Source organism: Nostoc sp. UIC 10890, assembly GCF_054786515.1.
On record NZ_JBSGKF010000001.1, the window covers coordinates 1500957 to 1517914 of the forward strand.

General features: G+C 42.2%; 14 protein-coding genes. 5 read left to right on the forward strand and 9 right to left on the reverse strand.

What is annotated here, in order from left to right:
* The first annotated feature begins 17 nt into the window (after positions 1 to 17).
* From ACWATR_RS05995 to dps, 3 genes are all read left to right on the forward strand, one after another.
* On the forward strand, positions 18 to 746 hold the full coding sequence (locus ACWATR_RS05995) for an ABC transporter ATP-binding protein (RefSeq protein ID WP_069074186.1): 729 nt from the start codon (positions 18 to 20) through the stop codon (positions 744 to 746).
* Between the two features lie 1254 nt (positions 747 to 2000).
* Positions 2001 to 3050 carry an aldo/keto reductase gene (locus ACWATR_RS06000; protein ID WP_460330402.1) on the forward strand — a complete coding sequence of 350 codons (1050 nt, stop codon included), beginning with the start codon at positions 2001 to 2003 and terminating at the stop codon, positions 3048 to 3050.
* 115 nt (positions 3051 to 3165) lie between these two features.
* Positions 3166 to 3738: a DNA starvation/stationary phase protection protein Dps gene (gene dps / locus ACWATR_RS06005; RefSeq protein WP_460330405.1), complete on the forward strand. Its 573-nt coding sequence runs from the start codon at positions 3166 to 3168 to the stop codon at positions 3736 to 3738.
* A gap of 151 nt (positions 3739 to 3889) precedes the next feature.
* Here dps and ACWATR_RS06010 read toward each other — a convergent pair whose 3' ends face one another.
* The 4 genes from ACWATR_RS06010 to infC form a co-directional block, all read right to left on the reverse strand.
* Positions 3890 to 4453: a DUF3124 domain-containing protein gene (locus ACWATR_RS06010; protein WP_460340239.1), complete on the reverse strand. Its 564-nt coding sequence runs from the start codon at positions 4451 to 4453 to the stop codon at positions 3890 to 3892.
* Positions 4454 to 4652: 199 nt separating this feature from the next.
* On the reverse strand, positions 4653 to 5330 hold the full coding sequence (locus tag ACWATR_RS06015; protein WP_435026667.1) for a potassium channel family protein: 678 nt from the start codon (positions 5328 to 5330) through the stop codon (positions 4653 to 4655).
* 222 nt (positions 5331 to 5552) lie between these two features.
* Positions 5553 to 8558 carry an MFS transporter gene (locus ACWATR_RS06020; RefSeq protein ID WP_460330408.1) on the reverse strand — a complete coding sequence of 1002 codons (3006 nt, stop codon included), beginning with the start codon at positions 8556 to 8558 and terminating at the stop codon, positions 5553 to 5555.
* Positions 8559 to 9328: 770 nt separating this feature from the next.
* A complete protein-coding gene (infC, locus tag ACWATR_RS06025; protein WP_069071166.1) occupies positions 9329 to 9862 on the reverse strand; it encodes a translation initiation factor IF-3 in 534 nt (177 codons plus the stop codon).
* A gap of 684 nt (positions 9863 to 10546) precedes the next feature.
* On the opposite strand from infC, the gene ACWATR_RS06030 reads away from it, so the two are divergent.
* A complete protein-coding gene (locus ACWATR_RS06030; RefSeq protein WP_069071167.1) occupies positions 10547 to 11227 on the forward strand; it encodes a HEAT repeat domain-containing protein in 681 nt (226 codons plus the stop codon).
* A 75-nt stretch (positions 11228 to 11302) separates the two neighbouring features.
* Positions 11303 to 11869, forward strand: a complete 567-nt coding sequence (locus ACWATR_RS06035) for a phycobiliprotein lyase (RefSeq protein WP_460330413.1) — start codon at positions 11303 to 11305, stop codon at positions 11867 to 11869.
* A 370-nt stretch (positions 11870 to 12239) separates the two neighbouring features.
* Here the strand turns inward: ACWATR_RS06035 and ACWATR_RS06040 are convergent, their stop codons facing one another.
* The 5 genes from ACWATR_RS06040 to folE all read right to left on the reverse strand — a co-directional run bounded on the left by ACWATR_RS06040 (position 12240) and on the right by folE (position 16261).
* A complete protein-coding gene (locus ACWATR_RS06040; protein WP_460330416.1) occupies positions 12240 to 13544 on the reverse strand; it encodes an RNA-guided endonuclease InsQ/TnpB family protein in 1305 nt (434 codons plus the stop codon).
* Between the two features lie 196 nt (positions 13545 to 13740).
* On the reverse strand, positions 13741 to 14097 hold the full coding sequence (locus ACWATR_RS06045; protein WP_460330419.1) for a hypothetical protein: 357 nt from the start codon (positions 14095 to 14097) through the stop codon (positions 13741 to 13743).
* A 78-nt stretch (positions 14098 to 14175) separates the two neighbouring features.
* Positions 14176 to 14478: a glutathione S-transferase N-terminal domain-containing protein gene (locus tag ACWATR_RS06050; RefSeq protein ID WP_460330422.1), complete on the reverse strand. Its 303-nt coding sequence runs from the start codon at positions 14476 to 14478 to the stop codon at positions 14176 to 14178.
* Positions 14479 to 14678: 200 nt separating this feature from the next.
* Entirely contained in the window at positions 14679 to 15170 is a 492-nt protein-coding gene (locus ACWATR_RS06055) for a DUF4174 domain-containing protein (protein ID WP_460330425.1), read from the reverse strand.
* A 440-nt stretch (positions 15171 to 15610) separates the two neighbouring features.
* Positions 15611 to 16261: a GTP cyclohydrolase I FolE gene (folE, locus tag ACWATR_RS06060; RefSeq protein ID WP_460330428.1), complete on the reverse strand. Its 651-nt coding sequence runs from the start codon at positions 16259 to 16261 to the stop codon at positions 15611 to 15613.
* Between the last annotated feature and the right edge of the window lie 697 nt (positions 16262 to 16958).

The following is a 16958-nucleotide window of genomic DNA, read 5'->3' on the forward strand; positions in this document are numbered from 1 at the left end:
CAAATGACAAATGACCAATGACAAATGACTATTTACTAGACGTTCAAAATGTCCACGCTGGATACATCAAAGATGTGGATATCCTGCAAGGCGTGAATTTCCAGGTTGCAGCAGGAGAATTGGTGACAGTGATTGGCCCCAACGGTGCGGGTAAATCTACTTTGGCAAAAGCAATTTTTGGGCTTTTGATCCCCCACACAGGCACAATTACCTTCAAAGGTGAAAATATCGTGGGGCTAAAGTCCAATCAAATTGTCCAACGAGGAATGTGCTATGTACCGCAAATCGCCAATGTCTTTCCCTCTCTCAGTGTTGAAGAGAACTTGGAGATGGGTGCTTTTGTGCTTAACGTTCCTTTGAAACCAATTAAAGATAAAATATTTACTATGTTTCCCAGACTAAGCGATCGCCGTCGTCAACGCGCTGGTACTCTCTCTGGAGGAGAACGCCAGATGCTAGCGATGGGCAAAGCTTTAATGTTGGAGCCTAGCTTACTGATTTTGGATGAACCATCTGCTGCTTTGTCCCCCATCTTGGTGACACAAGTGTTTGAGCAGATTAAACAAATTAATCAGGCGGGTACTGCGATCGTATTAGTAGAACAAAATGCCCGTAAAGCTTTAGAGATGGCTAATCGTGGATATGTATTAGAGTCGGGACGTGATGCGATCTCCGGCCCTGGTGAAGAATTGTTGAATGACCCGAAAGTGGGTGAGCTATATCTAGGAGCGGGTAAGAGACATTAATCTTTTTTAATCACTCTTGCCCCATTCAACATAACACCAGCTTCATAAGTTAGCTCTCATCAGGCGATAGCGATGCCTCTGGTGGGCTGCGCCGACGCTATCTATAACTAAATACAAATCCTGCCACTGCCGCGACCGTCGTTTTCGATGCTCAAAGAATTCTCCCCAATAATCCTTGCGTTTCTAATCACATCTACAGCGAGTAGAAAGGTAAAACAGGACAATCATTCAGGAAAAATTGACCAAAATGTAAATTACCCGGATTTGTCAGAACCCCCATTAGCAATTCGTAATTCTTGATTACGTCATGGATGGGTATTTAGACCCAAACCATAAGGTTGCAACCTATACAACCTATAGAAATCTCTGACTCGAAAATTACGAATTACGTTAGCGCAGCGTCTCATAGAGAGCGTCATTACGAATTACGAATTACGAATTACGAATTAGTAATTACGTTGAGTGCTTTTGGCAATTTGGCATCCAAAATTTTTCTGTTGCAGTTTTAATTGAGATATCAACAGGGTTACAGGGAAATTGAGAAACTTCTACAAGGGATAAATTCCCGTCTCAAAAGCCCACCCAATGGCCAGTTGTTGACGCCCACGCTCTCCGAACCACCCTAATGTGGATGCAGCGCAAGCGTCATCGCTTCACCACAACTGGCTAGAAATCAAACAGAAAACACATAGTACAAATGGACTTACACAGATTTAAGTCGGGTGATGACAGGCATCACTTAGCCAAGAAGATCATATAAAAGCGATCGCACCTACAGCTTCAATCATGGGTTCAATTGATGCTAGTACCGCAAGGCGGAATTAAAAATTAAAAATGAAGACAGCGTAAGGGTTTTGTTGATTGGGAATGGGTGGTTTATTTACGCCGTGCTGTACTAGTTTATGTGCAGGCAAATTATCCATAACTACTACTGCTCCTGACCACAATTGAAGCAGCAAAAATTTCTCAATAAATACATCAAATGCTGTACCAATACTGCTCGGTTAAGGATTTTTAACTCGGAATTGGGTTTTGGGAAAAGGTTAAAGGGTAAAGGTTAAAGGTTTTTTATTTCCCCTTCCCCCTTAACCGACAAGTATTGAATGCTGTACTATCCATTGAGTTATTCATTGTCATTAATGCCAGCACAAAAATACAAATAAGAGCTTATCTTCAAACATCGCTCCGGTTTCCAGTTATCATGCCTTTGGAATAGTATTTGCACTGTTTTTTTTCGTTAATGAGAAAATATTCATGAAATACAAACTCTTGGGCAAAAGTGGGTTAAGAGTCTCTGAACTCTCCTTGGGAACCATGACTTTTGGTGAAGATTGGGGTTGGGGTGCTTCTAAGGACGAAAGTCGTAAAATCTTTGACACCTATGTAGAAGCTGGGGGAAATTTCATTGACACCGCCAACGGTTATACCGATGGTAGCAGTGAAAAAATTGTTGGTGAATTAATCGCTAAAGAACGGGAACGCTTTGTAGTTGCGACAAAATATTCCTTTCCCTTGCAGATGAATGAGAAAAAGGGCGACCCTAACGCCAGTGGAAACCATCGCAAGAATTTAATTCAATCTTTGGAAGGTAGCCTGAAACGGCTGAATACTGATTACATTGATTTATTCTGGTTACACGCTTGGGATTTCACAACACCGATTGAAGAAGTCTTGCGATCGCTTGATGATGTCGTCCGTCAAGGTAAAGTGCTTTACATTGGTATTTCTGACGCCCCTGCTTGGATCGTTTCCCAAGCAAATACCATTGCCCATTACCAAGGATGGACGCAGTTTGTTGCCTTGCAAATTGAGTATAGTTTAATTCAGCGAACAGCCGAACGAGACTTGCTACCAATGGCTAAAGCCTTTGATTTAGCTGTAACGCCGTGGTCACCTTTAGGTGGTGGTGTGCTAACAGGTAAGTATAATCAGCCTCCGCAAGCAGGCGATGAACAAGGACGACTTGAAACTTTTGGGGGAGGAATTTCCGAGAAGAATTTAGCGATCGCGCAGGTTGTTAGCCAAGTGGCGGCAGAAATTGGACACACGCCTTCACAGGTAGCATTAGCTTGGTTACGCGCTCAAACTGGTGTGATTATTCCGATCATTGGGGCACGTAAATTAACGCAGTTTCAAGATAACTTAGCTTCCCTTGATGTCAGCCTCTCGCCAGAACATCTGCAACGCTTAGATGAAGTAAGTAAAATTGAATTGGGTTTCCCCCATGACTTTTTGCAGAGTGATATGATTCGCGATCGCCTTTTCGGTGGTACATTCAATACCATCGAAAACCATCGCATCTAAACCTAATATTCATAGACAGTAACACATTCAGACATTAATATAATCTGTCGTCAGAGAGTTTCGCGCAGCCAACCAAAATCTGTAAAGTTAGATTTAAAAGGCATTAACAACAACTATGAGCGACAACACCATTTCATCACGTTTGTATCCTACTCGTATTGACATTCCCGCCGAAGCGCGAGTGCAAATCGTGGTACTTCTTAACCAAACCTTGGCAGCTACTTTGGATCTGAAAACCCAAGCAAAGCAAGCGCACTGGAATGTTAAAGGAACTGACTTCTACCAGCTACACGAATTATTTGATGAACTTGCTGGTGAATTGGAAGAGTACGTCGATATGGTAGCTGAACGCGTCACAGCTTTAGGCGGATACGCTTTCGGAACAGCCCGCGCCGCAGCTGCTAATTCAATTTTGCCAGAATATCCCTTAGATATTTTGGATGGTAAAGACCATGTAACAGCTTTATCAGACCGCTTTGCACCCTATGCTAAACATATTCGGGAAGCGATCGCTAAAACTGATGAATTAGGCGATGCTGATACCGCTGACCTTTACACCGAAATTTCTCGCACCATTGACAAACGACTCTGGTTCTTAGAAGCTCATCTGCAAGTAGCAGAAATTAAGGCAGAGAATGGCAAAGCGGGTACTACTAAAACTCAAAAGACACCTGCTGGTGTCAAATAAGCATTTCTGAAAGACACCGTATTCAGTAATAGCGATCTGTCTTAAAAGTCAAGCGATCGCTAACAAAAAGACATCTGCGGTAGGGGCAATTCATGAATTGCCCCTACCGCACTTATATATTTACCATCAAACAGGAGTCAGAATTCTGACCTTATTTTAAAGGCGATCGCTGATCGTTATTTTGACTTTTAATTACTCTACCAGGACTGATAAAAGAAATTCCTTGTTGAAAGTCAGTACCAATCATCACCGCCTCCACTATCGGATCGGACATTTCTGTTTGGGCTACCCACTCTACAATAAAGTTTGCGCCTAAACCTCCACTAGTATCATTTCTATTTACAAAAAAAGCTGTAGAAGCTAGCGCATCAAGTTGAATCGGGCGCTCCAAATACTGCTTAACTAATTTTCCATCTGAGTTATAGTAGCGCACAGAAGTAATGACGATCGGATTGGTCAAATCTGTATTCCGAATACTGAGCGTAACTGCTAACTCGAAAATTTCCTGCCGATTGTGATGATAGATATGAGAATAGACAGGAACATAAACAGTTTGGCTGCTTGCGATCTTAAAATTCTGATCCAGCGTCACGACCTTTTGGGATGGGGTTATCTGAGCAATATCAGGTTGTGACTTTGCTGGAATCTCTGGTGATTTACAAGATGCAAGAAAAATAACAGCGATCGCTAAATAAATATGTGGATACGGCTTGATCACAACTATTTACACCAATTATATAAATGGTAGGAATTCAGCACCTAGGAGTCAGAAGTCAGAATTTATAAGGAATTTAGAATAATTATAGGAATCCGCTTTGATTTCTGAACTTAATTTTTTAACTATTCTGACTCCTGAATTCTGACTATAAATGTAGCTAACTTCACCTCATAAACAGTTTAAATAGGGACTGCGATCAACATCTTTGTTCAATAAAATCAATGACTTGATGTAAAGATCCTGGTTTAGTCACAATCAGCACTGTTGAATGAGGTTCCAGTATTGTACTGCCGTTAGGAATCATTAAATTTTCGTGGGGATGGGGTTGATAACCAATAATTAGCGAGCCAGTAGGAAATTGGGAATCCTGAGCAATTTCGGCAACACTACGACCAGCAACATAGCAATTGTTGGGGATGGAAAGTTTCAGAACCTCAATCTGTCCCTGCTCAAAATGCATCATTGATTCCACTTGCGGATACTCAATGGCATTTACCATAGTTGAAACTGATAGTTCAACAGTACTGATGATATGGTTAGCTCCAGCGATACGTAACGGTTCGGCAAAATCGGGGTGGCGCATCCGACTCAAAATATGGGGAGCACCGTAGTGTTTAGCAAGAGTTACCATTGCCAAGTTTAAGGCATCACTTCTCAGAACAGCAGCCAAGGAGCCGGCTTTACGAATCCCAGCTTCTAACAAGACTTCTGTACTCACAGCACTACCTTCAAAAGCCATTGCTCCTACTTGTTCACGGGCGTAGCGGCAAGCGATAGGATCAATGTCAATTACGGCAACAGTATGTCCTAGTTCTACCAGCTTTTGCGCTAAACTTAAGCCCACTAAACCGGCTCCACCGATGAGTACGTACATGGCTGTTCTTGATGCTCTTTGAATTTTTACTTCACTTTACAGGTTAACAAAATTGTCATTGGTCATTTGTCATTGGTCATTTGTCATTGGTCATTTGTCATTGGTCATTTGTCATTGGTCATTAGTTATTAATGCTGGTTCCATAGCGATTGGATGTTTGTTTTGAGTTTAAATCCCTTAGCAGCAATGGAAATAAGCAAAATTATTCCAGCAGAGGTTTTTTCAATTGTGATTTTTGAATTGGTATTTTTCGAGCAACTCTTTAACTTGAGCAGCGACTAAAGGATGTGGATCTTTTTGTAACTGGGGGAGGATTTGCAGGAGAACACGATGTGAAACCATGTTCAAGTATGCGATCGCAGCTTCTCTCACAAAGCCAGTTGGATGACGCAAACTCACTAAAATCTCAGAACTGGTCAGTCGGATGCGTGTCACTTGAGCATAATGAAAACAACAAGCTAGACACCAGTCAGAAAGGAAATTCCCTAACATTAGCAATCTGTGGAGGCGATCGCTAACCACCATACTTTCATATTCTACAATCTTGGCTTCTATGAGATATTGTAATTTTTCTGACTGTGGTCGGTTATCTAAAATATTCAGCAATAAAGACTTTGACGACAAAGTTACGGTATGCTCTAAGATTTCTAACCCCCGCGCTAAGTTTACCACTGAGAGCGATCGCAGATTAAATGCTGCTGCCTGCATCTTTTCTGGCGAATAAAGCAGTCTCAGTAACAGTAGCAGCCGTTCCTTGACATCCAATTCCAATTCTAGAAGGGCGCGTTGCAGTAACTCCGAGACAATCACAATCCTCTCACTGGATTGATGATTTTCTTTTTGGTCTAATGTTTTAAAGTCAATGTATGCAGCATAAATTTCACCTAAAAACTTTAATTCCTGCTTGATTAAATTTTCTACCCGACTTTCATAAAATCGATCTACTAAACCTGTAATTCCTGGTTGTTTATGTATTTTTAGTAAGCTGCGGAGAATATGATCTCTAGTAATACCCCAAGATGTCTCTAAATTTTCCCATAAAGTCTCCAATGCTTCCTGAGTCCCGACTTGAGCAATGGTGCGCCAAGCGTACATCCGCACTACTTCGGGTTTGTAAATATTCGTAGCCAACCGCAACAGCATTTCTAGAGCTTCATTTTCTAGTCGCATTAGGGCTGACATTGCTGTACTGCGGGTTGATTTATAATAAAGTGCTGCAATCAGTGCCGAATAGTATTCTTCTAAATGGGTTGCTGCGATCATTTCCAATACAGCACAGCGCACCCGTAACGACTCATCTTGTAATAAATTTGGGATGTGAATCCGCAACGCCTGTAAATAAACTGCTTCTCTGAGCGCTCTCACTCCATTTACCCGTTCGCGTTCTTGCTTATGAGTCAGCATCCGGCGCATGGTTTGGGTAGCTGCTACCTTTTGCATGGGTGTTCCCTGGCGTAAGACTAAAGCGGCTGCGGTAGCGCGGATGAGTGAGTTTTGGCGGGGGTGTAAATATCCTTCTAAGAGACTTAAGTTGGGATTTGGTTCAGCCAACCAAACGTAGCGCAGTGCTAAAGCAAAAACTTCGGGGTTAGTTTCCTGGGATTGTTCTAACAAAGGACGGATGGCGGGTAGATAAGCTGGATTTACACCTCCTATCAGCATCACTTCCAAACTTTGGCGCTGCAAATCTGGGGTTAACTTCACTAGTAGCGGTGCTAAAACTTCCGCTGCTCCTTGGGAATCAATTTGGGCTAAAAGTTCAATACAAGAGCGTTTATCAGCCTCGCTGCCTTTTTCTGCTAAAGCTTTGACTACTCCCTGCTTAAAGAATCGTAAGCCCACATTAGTCGCACTCAAGTGACCCCGTGCCACACTCAAGACTAACAGTTCAACATAGCGCGATCGCAATTCCCAAACTACTGTTAAACAGGTGCCAGCGATCAACATTGTCTCTGCTACCAACACCCATTTTTGCAGTGATACGGGTACAAACCGCCCACAAAACAATAGAGTTACAAAAATTACCGCTCCTGTCAAACCTGTAGCGATCGCTTCGGCGGTTCCACCAGATAAAGTCTGCATCCGGCTGCGAATTCCCTCTGGAATCGGTTGGTACAGGATGGGGCCGCTACTCATAACAAAGGTGTAGCGCAGAAGTTCATCGCAGAATTTGACAATTATCAGACCCCAGAAAAAGCTTTGCGGTTGAATGGCTGGAATTAAATGCAGCAATACCAGCATTCCTGGTAGTGCAAAGCCGACGGTGATTGGTAAAAGCGTGGCGGTGAAAAATACTCCCATCCGTTCGATGAGTCGGCTGGAAATAAACCACTGCAACAACAACTCACACAGCCCCAACATCCCACCAAAAAGACCCAAAAAGCTGGCAAGTTCTCGGTCGCTCAAATTGGATTTGAGTTCGCGCAGATATTGAAAATCTATTAACAACCCAATGACTTGTAACAAACCCACAAAGGCAAATAACTGCCAAACATAGCGCTTCAGCGGACTTTTGAGAAAACGCGCTCGTGAAGCTTGTTCTTCAGGAATTAGTTTTTGTGGGGTTTCAGGAAAAGCTGCTCGATAGTGATGAGTTAAATAGAATAGAATCCCCGATCCGAGTAAAATCATTACACAGGCGATGAGGATGATCTTATTCAGCGTCGTGTATTGTAGCAGCCAAGGCAGACTAAAGCCACTGATTACATCTGCGACTAAAAGACCACTACTGACTAGTGGATAAGTGCGCTTAATCTCCCGAATGTTAAATATTTGGTTGGCAACGATGGAGGTGTTGAGGTCATTGACTACATAAAGTGCGTCCACCCACAGCCGCAGCAAAAATACCGAAATCACTGCCAGGTAGGAAAAATGCGATCCCCAACGTAATACAACTAATAAAACTAATGGCATCAACATACAAGGTGCGATCGCTACAATCACCCGACGTAAGGGAAAAATCTTTTGCAGCCAAGAGTATAAAAAAACCAGTCCTGCACTCATTACGGCACTGGCAATATACATCCACGGCAGTAAATTAGTCCCATATTCATCCAAAAACAGCGCCACCGTGCTGTCCTCTGCCCACCGCAATCCTACAGATACAGTTGTATAGAAAAGGAACATTATCTGAGTTCGCTCACTCTCCTCTGGTCGGAGATTCACCCACTGTAGTAGTCGTGTCAGAGCACCTTTATTTGCAGCCAACCAGTAATTTTTCAGTTCCATGCAGTTTTATTTTCTGGTAGTATCACCGCGTAATGGGAAGCGGAGAAGCAGGGGGACATGAGGAAGCAATAGGTTCGGATAAGCATTTTGAACTCAGAATTACTTTTTGGGGAAAGGTTACTGGGTTTGGGTTAAAGGTTTTCTTCCCCCTTCCCCATTCCCCATTCCTCTTTAACTGAACCGTCTCGCCTCATCTCCTGGAAATAGCAAAAGTCCTGAGCAACTGAGTCTTATGTTTCCCACTCAGCCTTCAGGACTATCGATTTTAGATAAATTTAAATGACCTGAGAGTTTTGCTGACTTTTCACGTTATGTGGAGAAGGTAACAATTAACCTAACCCCCTAACCCCCAACACGTAGCGGGAAGGGGGAAATTCAAAGTCTCTCTCCTTTAAGGCTACGGTGTACACACAAGTCGAAAAAAGCTTGATTTTCCATTCTTCTCTCGTTTACCTCGTTTTTATCTCGTTCCCATGTTCTACATGGGAATGCTCCTCGTGGAGGCTCTGCCTCCAATCTGGCATTGAGTCTCTGACTCAATGAATGCATTCCCAGTCGGAGACTGGGAACGAGGAAAGTCTTATCAAGCTAGGTTTTTAGGACTTGTGTGTACACCGTAGCCTTAAAGGAAGAGAGAAATAGAAGTGAGGTTTTCCAGATGCCGTGAAAAGTCAGGAGAGTTTTGGGTGTACATCTTGTATCCAAACGAAAAATCCCCTGACTTATAGTTAGGGGATTTTCAAACTTGGTCTATTAATAGAGTTAGAAGATTATTTTTTAGGCGAGATGAGCATCATCATATTTCGCCCTTCTTTTTTAGGCGCTTGTTGAACCTCACCAAATGGCTCCAAATCCGTTGCCATTCGCTTGAGCAAATCTTCTGCTAGGTCGCTGTGTTGAATTTCTCTACCCCGGAACATCACAGTCGCTTTGACTTTATCGCCATCTTTCAAAAAGCGCTCTGCTTGCTTAACACGCACGTTGTAGTCGTGTTCTTCAATTTTGTAGCGCATCTTAACTTCTTTGACATCAGCCGTGTGCTGCTTTTTCCGGGCTTCTCGCGCCTTTTTTTCCTGCTCAAACTTGTATTTCCCGTAGTCCATAATCCGACAAACCGGCGGATCAGCTTTGTCACTGATTAGCACTAAATCTAGCTCTTTTTCTTCTGCTAGTTGTAGTGCTTCCTGTGGGAGCATAATTCCCAACTGGGCGCCGTCAGTGTCAATGACCCGAATTTTTGGGAAGCGAATTCGTTCGTTAATTTGGGGCAGATCGCGAGTTCTTTTCTTCTCAATCACAGCCATTATGATTAGTGGGAGCTCTTAATGAAGGATTTGGTGTGGTCTAAATTGGTATGCCTCAGTAGGCAAAATACAGAAGTCACTCAGGACTGAAAACATAGTCTCCAGTTCTAGGGTAACTAATCTATAAAATAGTTGCCTCGTTGTATTTGTCATTTTACTCAGTCTGAGAGAATTTCTCTGCAATAGTTAATCTAAATTACACAACCTAGACTCATATTAAATATTATTACAATTATTAAGCAAGAATTTTTGCGATGTCTACGACGCCCTTTTCATTCCACGGCAGGATGAAGGGGTCATTGTTCACCAGCTAGCCCCCTTCTCCCTGCCTCTTGGTTGAGGCGTCTGTGGGGCCGTTCAAACTGATTTTGGCACAGTCAATTATGCCAGCTTGTGCGATCGCCTGATCCAAAAAAAAGCTTGGGTGAAATCTGTCCTTTTCACGATGATTTTCTTACACTCAGCACCCATGACCCATGACCAATGACAAATGACCAATGACCAATGACCAATGACAAATGACCAATGACAAATGACCAATGACCAATGACCAATGACAAATGACCAATTGCCACCCATAATCGAGGCATTTTGTAAAGTCGCCAAACTCCTACTTCACTATGGCGACAGCCTGATCAACGGATCAGGTAAATTAAGATAAGTAAAGAAAACGCTTTGAACTAAATGGCAGCTCTAAGCTTACAAGAAATTTCTACTCAGTTAGAAAGTCCTAATTTACGCGATCGCATGGTAGCCCTTGCTAATCTGCGTAATGTTCCCCCTGAAGATGCAGTCCCTTTAATTAAAAAGGTACTGGATGATGAATCTTTGCAACTGCGATCTATGGCAATATTTGCCCTCGGAATCAAGCCGACACCAGAATGTTATTCAATTTTGGTAGGAATTCTCGAAAATGACCCAGATTATGGTATCCGGGCTGATGCCGCTGGTGCTTTAGGATACTTGGGTGACGCAAGAGCCTTTGAAGTGCTGTCGCGGGCATTTTATGAAGATACTGATTGGCTTGTACGCTTTAGTGCAGCCGTTTCTCTAGGTAATATTAAAGACCCTCGTGCCCGTCAAATTCTTCTTCAAGCATTGGATAGCAAAGAAGTAGTGTTGCAACAAGCTGCAATCTCTGCACTGGGAGAAATTAAAGACATTGAGTCTGTCGATAAGATCCTGCGCTTCGCCCAATCAGATGATTGGTTAGTAAGGCAGCGTCTAGCAGAAGCCTTGGGAAATCTTCCCACTCCCAAGAGTGTTTCAGCTTTAAAATACCTGGAAAAAGACAATCATTTCAACGTTGCCGAGGCAGCCAGAATTGGCCTCAAGAAGCTTGAGGAAATAGACAATCAAGCTTAATATTAAAGCCTCCTGCTACCTTTTAATAATAATCAAGTGAGAATTTTAGCATTTTGATGCAGGGTAATTTCATTCATGAATATTGAAGAGTTTTTTCAGTTAAGTGCTGGTAAATGGTTTTCTCATCGTACTAGTCAACATTTGGCTTTTAACCAATCAGAACATAGCAAGTCAGACATCATCATTGAGACATTGGTGGTAGATCATCCAGAAGTGATCAAATTGTGTCAACAGTACAAAATTAATCCTAGTTCTGCTTCCTGTGCTACCAAAATTACCTGGAACGGGACAATGGACAAGGATCAAGCAAAACACAGTGGTTCAACTACGTTAGTTTCGATACCTGACGCGGATAATCCGACCCAAGGCAAATTGCTGCGAGAAATAATTGATACCAATAAAACTCCAGTTGCCGGACGCTATAAATTTGACAGTGATGATGCTTTGATTCTAACTATAGAGGATGAAACCATGTGGTCAGAGGAGCGCCTGTGGTTTGCTAGCCCCAATTTGCGGATGCGGGTGAATATCCTCAAGAGTTTTGGTGGATTTAGTATCACTTCCTTCACCTCTGAGATTCGCATGGGTGGATTTCCGCCAGCGGCGAAGACTTCGGAAGCGGCTAACTCAGTATCTAGTTAGTTTGATGTGTAGGTTGGGTTTCGCTGTTGCTCAACCCAACCTTGTACCTTAGAAAGAGTAGTAGATCGTCCTAAACTTGGTCATAATAGACCGCTTTGTAGCACGTATCACTACAACACTCTCCTAGACAGAACTCGAACAGTCGCCGGGGTCAACACTTTAAATACTGGTATTTAAAGTATACAGTCCGCATCCTGCAAGGATGAGTGTAATCAAGGGGATGAATTCAACATATTGTTGAGTAATGTTGAGAAAAAAAATGGGAAATATCTCTGTGTGGATGTTTTTGTTAACGATCGCTTGACCTTCAAGACAGTCGCTACTGTTCTTCTTAACCCAAGCGTATTGGCTTATTACCCACCACCAAATTTTAAAAGACTTTTTCCCAATCCCCAGTCCCCAATTGTGGATGTTGCTTTTGACATCCTCCCCACCCTACTTGCGTTTTGGGTGGGGATTCCAAAGATCGCTCTTTAGGTTTCCTCTTTCCACGAGTTGATTTGCTTGAAGGAGTTTCCTCACCCAAGTATTGATCAGTCTCTCCGGAGGCGTTAGTTCCGACGTGACCCGCCGTACTTAATCCATGAGCTAATATGTTCCGCGCCGCGTTCCAATCTCGGTCTTGGGTATGCCCGCAATGAGGACAAACATGAGTTCTTGTACTAAGAGTCTTTTTGACAACCTCCCCACAATTAGAGCAATTCTGCGAAGTGTAATGAGGTGGGACTGCAACAGTCACTACACAAAAAACCTTGCCGAAATACTCAACCCATTGCCGGAACAACGACCACGAAACGTCATTAATCGATTTAGCCAAGCGATGATTCTTGACCATATTCCGCACCTGCAAATCTTCATACGCCACGAGGTCGTTAGACTTCATTACGCACCTTGCTGTTTTAACAGCAAAGTCTTTACGCTGGCGACTTACTTTGAGGTGCTTACGCGCAAGTTTATTTCTAAACTTGACTCTATTCTTAGAACCCTTTTTAGTCTTAGACATCCGGCGTTGCAACCGCCTCAAAGACTTCTCGCTCTTGCCCAGATGTCTAGGATTGGCGACTGTTTCCCCATTACTATCGGTGTAGAAGTGGTTCAATCCCACATCTATACCAATAGTTTTACCCGTTGGCTCTCGCCTTTCTATTCGCTCTTGGTCAATGCAAAATTGGCAATAATAGCCATCTGCACGACGTGCAACCCGCACTCTTTTAAGCTGTTTAAGTTGGTAGAAATGCAGGTCACGGGTTCCCCAGAGTTTGAAAGTTCCCGCTTTAAATCCATCGCTAAAAGTGATGTGTCTGTGGTCATCAGAAAGTCGCCACCCACAGGTTTTGTAGTCAACAGAACCGTGGGTTTGTTCCTTCTTGAACTTTGGAAATCCCTTTTTTCCAGGTTTACCTTTTTTGCAGTTATCAAAAAACCGAGCAATCGCAGACCACGCTCTTTCAGCACTGGACTGTCTTGCCATTGAGTTAAGCTTCGATACCCAAGGAAACTCAATACTGGCTGCAAGTACAGCGCAAAATTTATTTAGGTCATAGCGTCCAATGCCCTTATTGTCCATCCAGTATCTAAGGCAACTATTACGCACAAAACGAGCAGTTCTGATTGCTTCATCAAGCGCTCGATACTGCTCGTCTTGTCCTTCAAGTTTTGCCTCGAATACGATCATTTATGTCTAACTTTGGCACATAAAAAATATATCATGATTGTTAAAAACCTAGCTACTATGCGGATTGATATTGAGCGTTAGCGAAATATCAATCCGCATAGTGCTGCGTTTTTAACCGCTTTACATCCCCCGCCTACGAGACGTTGAGGCGGGGGTCTTACAGCGATTCGATAAACAAAGGTAAATTTGTGGAATCTTAATAGACCAAGGGTGTCACACCGCGCATTTTACGTAAAGAATTTATACAAGCAGGACAATCGCAGTTAAATAAGTCGGTTGCCATATCGCTTTCTTCGTTATTGAACTCCAGCATGGGAACATTTTCTTGAGAAAACTCTATTTCCGACTGATATTTAGGAATTTGAGCCAATACAGAAGCCCTTGCACACACTAATCCCACTTTATGTTTATTGCGTATACAAGATAGACTATCTTTGGTTTGGGCTTCTGGTTGTGGTTCTACGGCTTGCGCTTGATTGAGCATTACTCCCACAGAGAGAATAGAGCTAATCAGTATAGGAGAAGAAAGCAAACTCAGTATGAATTTGTTCATTAGTTTCCTTAGAAAACAATCTTAATCGCTCAGATTATCCGATTAAATCTTACAGTGCAAGTAAACTTGCATCAGGAATTACTTTAACTTAGAAGCTCGTAAGTACCGCCGTGTTCCAGCGCCAGTTGGTAGGCTGGACACTCCGTTACCATAGCATTCGACCAGATACTCAACGATCGCACCGGATTTGGCCAGAGTCAGCGCACCGTCGGTAATCACTGGTGACTTGCCGAGCGGATGTGCCTCACGCAGCGATGCTAGCGCCAAGATAGTTTTCAGATCGCGATCGTAGCGTTTGACTTCGTACTCTATGCCGAGTTCCTCCAGCAGCCAAAACAAACGCTGGGAACGGGAGTTATTCAAGTGGTGGACAGTAATCATCAGATTATTCTTTTAGATGCTATGGATGGTAGTCAAAAACCTGAATAAATATCCTAAAAATTGGGCATTTAACATTTGTGTGTTTCGTGTCTTCGCTGTTCAAAAATGTTTTTGACCTGCGAAAACGCGAAGAGAGCGAAGAAAAACCTTATTTTTATGTCTACACCTTGAAAGACTAATATTAACTACAGAAATTCTACTTACTTTCTACCTTGCTCTTGCATTTCTTGCTGACGCATAGGCATAGCGTCAATTTCCTCAAAAATTGCTGTCGCCTGCACTGGTGTAGCATAACTGCGCTTCATACCGCCATCTTTAGCCACCAAAATCACACGAAAATTTTCTTTGTCAACCCCAAAGCGATCGCGTAATTTGGCAGCAGAAGACTCATCTATTGGCTGTTTGTTGGCATAGCTTTCATCTGTGGATAAAACCTGAACTAGGACTAGATCCCGATCTGCAAAACCGTTGTTATGCTCTTGCAATAGTTGCATTTGCTGTTGATAAGTATGGTTATCTACAGACGGTGCAAAAACTAGTAGTACGCGGTTTTTCCATTTTTGCTGACTGAGGTTAAATAAAGACATTTTGATGCCATGATTAGTTGAATGTTGAATAATATCAGCTTTGCTAACTGGTGACAGTACTATACACACTAATAGGTTAATGGCAATTAATGCTGAATTATTCATGATGAGTTTTTATCTGTTTTCTCTACTCTTAAACTATCATTGCTTACCCAATTTTTTCTCTATCTGTTGATGGTTTTTCTTGGTATTAGAATTAGGCTGATACCAATCAATCAAACTATAACAGGCTGATGGGTTATAAAAGAATAGTTTTAGAGGTTGTTTGAAAAGTGTTTTGCTGTGATTTTAGGTACTTTTATATCTCCACTAAACACCCATAAATTAAAAAGAGGTTAACCGGAATAAAAGTCCTCCTTTTTAAGGGTGATTTTGGGGGCTTTAAAACTTTTGATACCGACAAGAGGACTTTTCAAACAACCTCTGAAAATATCAAAGATTACCCCTCAAAACTGTTTGGGTTTTGAAGGGCAAAGTGAAGTTTAAATTCCAAGTTTAAAAATCTAGGAGAGTGATGTCTCGATATTTATGTTTGCCGAGGCTATTTAATGAAAATTAGAATTGTGCCGGATCAAATTCATAAATTCCTCGCGAGTCCGCACATCTTCTGAAAAAACGCCGCGCATTGCACTAGTAACAGTCCAAGAACCGGATTTTTGCACACCACGCATTACCATACACATGTGAGTTGCTTCTATTACCACTGCAACGCCTTGGGGTTTGAGTAATCCTTGTAAGGCGTCAGCAATTTGCACAGTCAGACGTTCTTGAACTTGTAAACGTCGTGCATACATTTCGCAAACACGGGCAATCTTAGATAATCCTATTACTTTCCCATTGGGAATGTAAGCAACATGAGCACGACCAATAATCGGCAGAATATGATGCTCGCAGGAACTAAAAATATCGATGTCCCGAACCAATACCATTTCATTGGCATCTTCTGTAAATACTGCTCCGTTTAGCAGTTCATCCAAAGATTCATGATATCCTTTTGTGAGAAACTGTAAAGCTTTCATCACCCTTTTTGGAGTATCTTTTAGTCCTTCGCGGTCTGGATCTTCTCCTAATCCAATCAGCAAAGTACGCACAGCCTGCTTCATTTCGGCTTCTGTTACAGTTTGCTTTTGCCCAGTCGCTAAAGATGAGAGTACCTGATCAGCAGAAGTTAGATCGGGACGAATCGATAGAGTCATTTTGTGAGTTCTGTGGGAATGTTTGGTAAATCAGCCTGTTGTCAGATGTCGGTTGCGATTGACTCCTGACTCGTAACTAAGTGTAACATAACTTCACACTTCTTAATCATGCCAAACATTTTGTTAGCTTAAAAACCAATACGCTTGGGTTAAGGGCTAATTGTACAAAATTGTGGGTTTTCGAGACGCGATAAATCGCCGTCTCTACAAGTGTTTTGGTCTTATCTGAACTGTATTGGCTTAAAAACGACACGATGCCCAAAGTGCATACTTTGAGTTAATTTCCCATATCCCTTGTCGTGAAAGGTAGCGCTATAGCAATGGTGTATTTTTGTCAATATATTACTACCGGAACTTACTAGAAATTTTCTAGCGATCGCCTTCCACTTTTTCTCGCAAAAAGAAACAGCACTTTGAGAGTTTGTAAGAAGTCAATTTTTAAGCAACCTTACACAATGAGTTATCTAATATTAAATACTTGGACATAATTCTTATATTTATGTTTATTATTTCGTAGCTTTAATAAGTTTAAAAAATAGTAAAATCTTAGGAAGCTGGAAATTTTAAATAGTTCCTTGTGGTGCTAATTTTATTTATCTGCCCATAATATATAGGAATCTTAGGGACTTCCAAATAAAAAAACATCCCAAATTTTCTTGTGGGATGGGTGTCCCCACCCGTCCCAGATTTAGGGCGC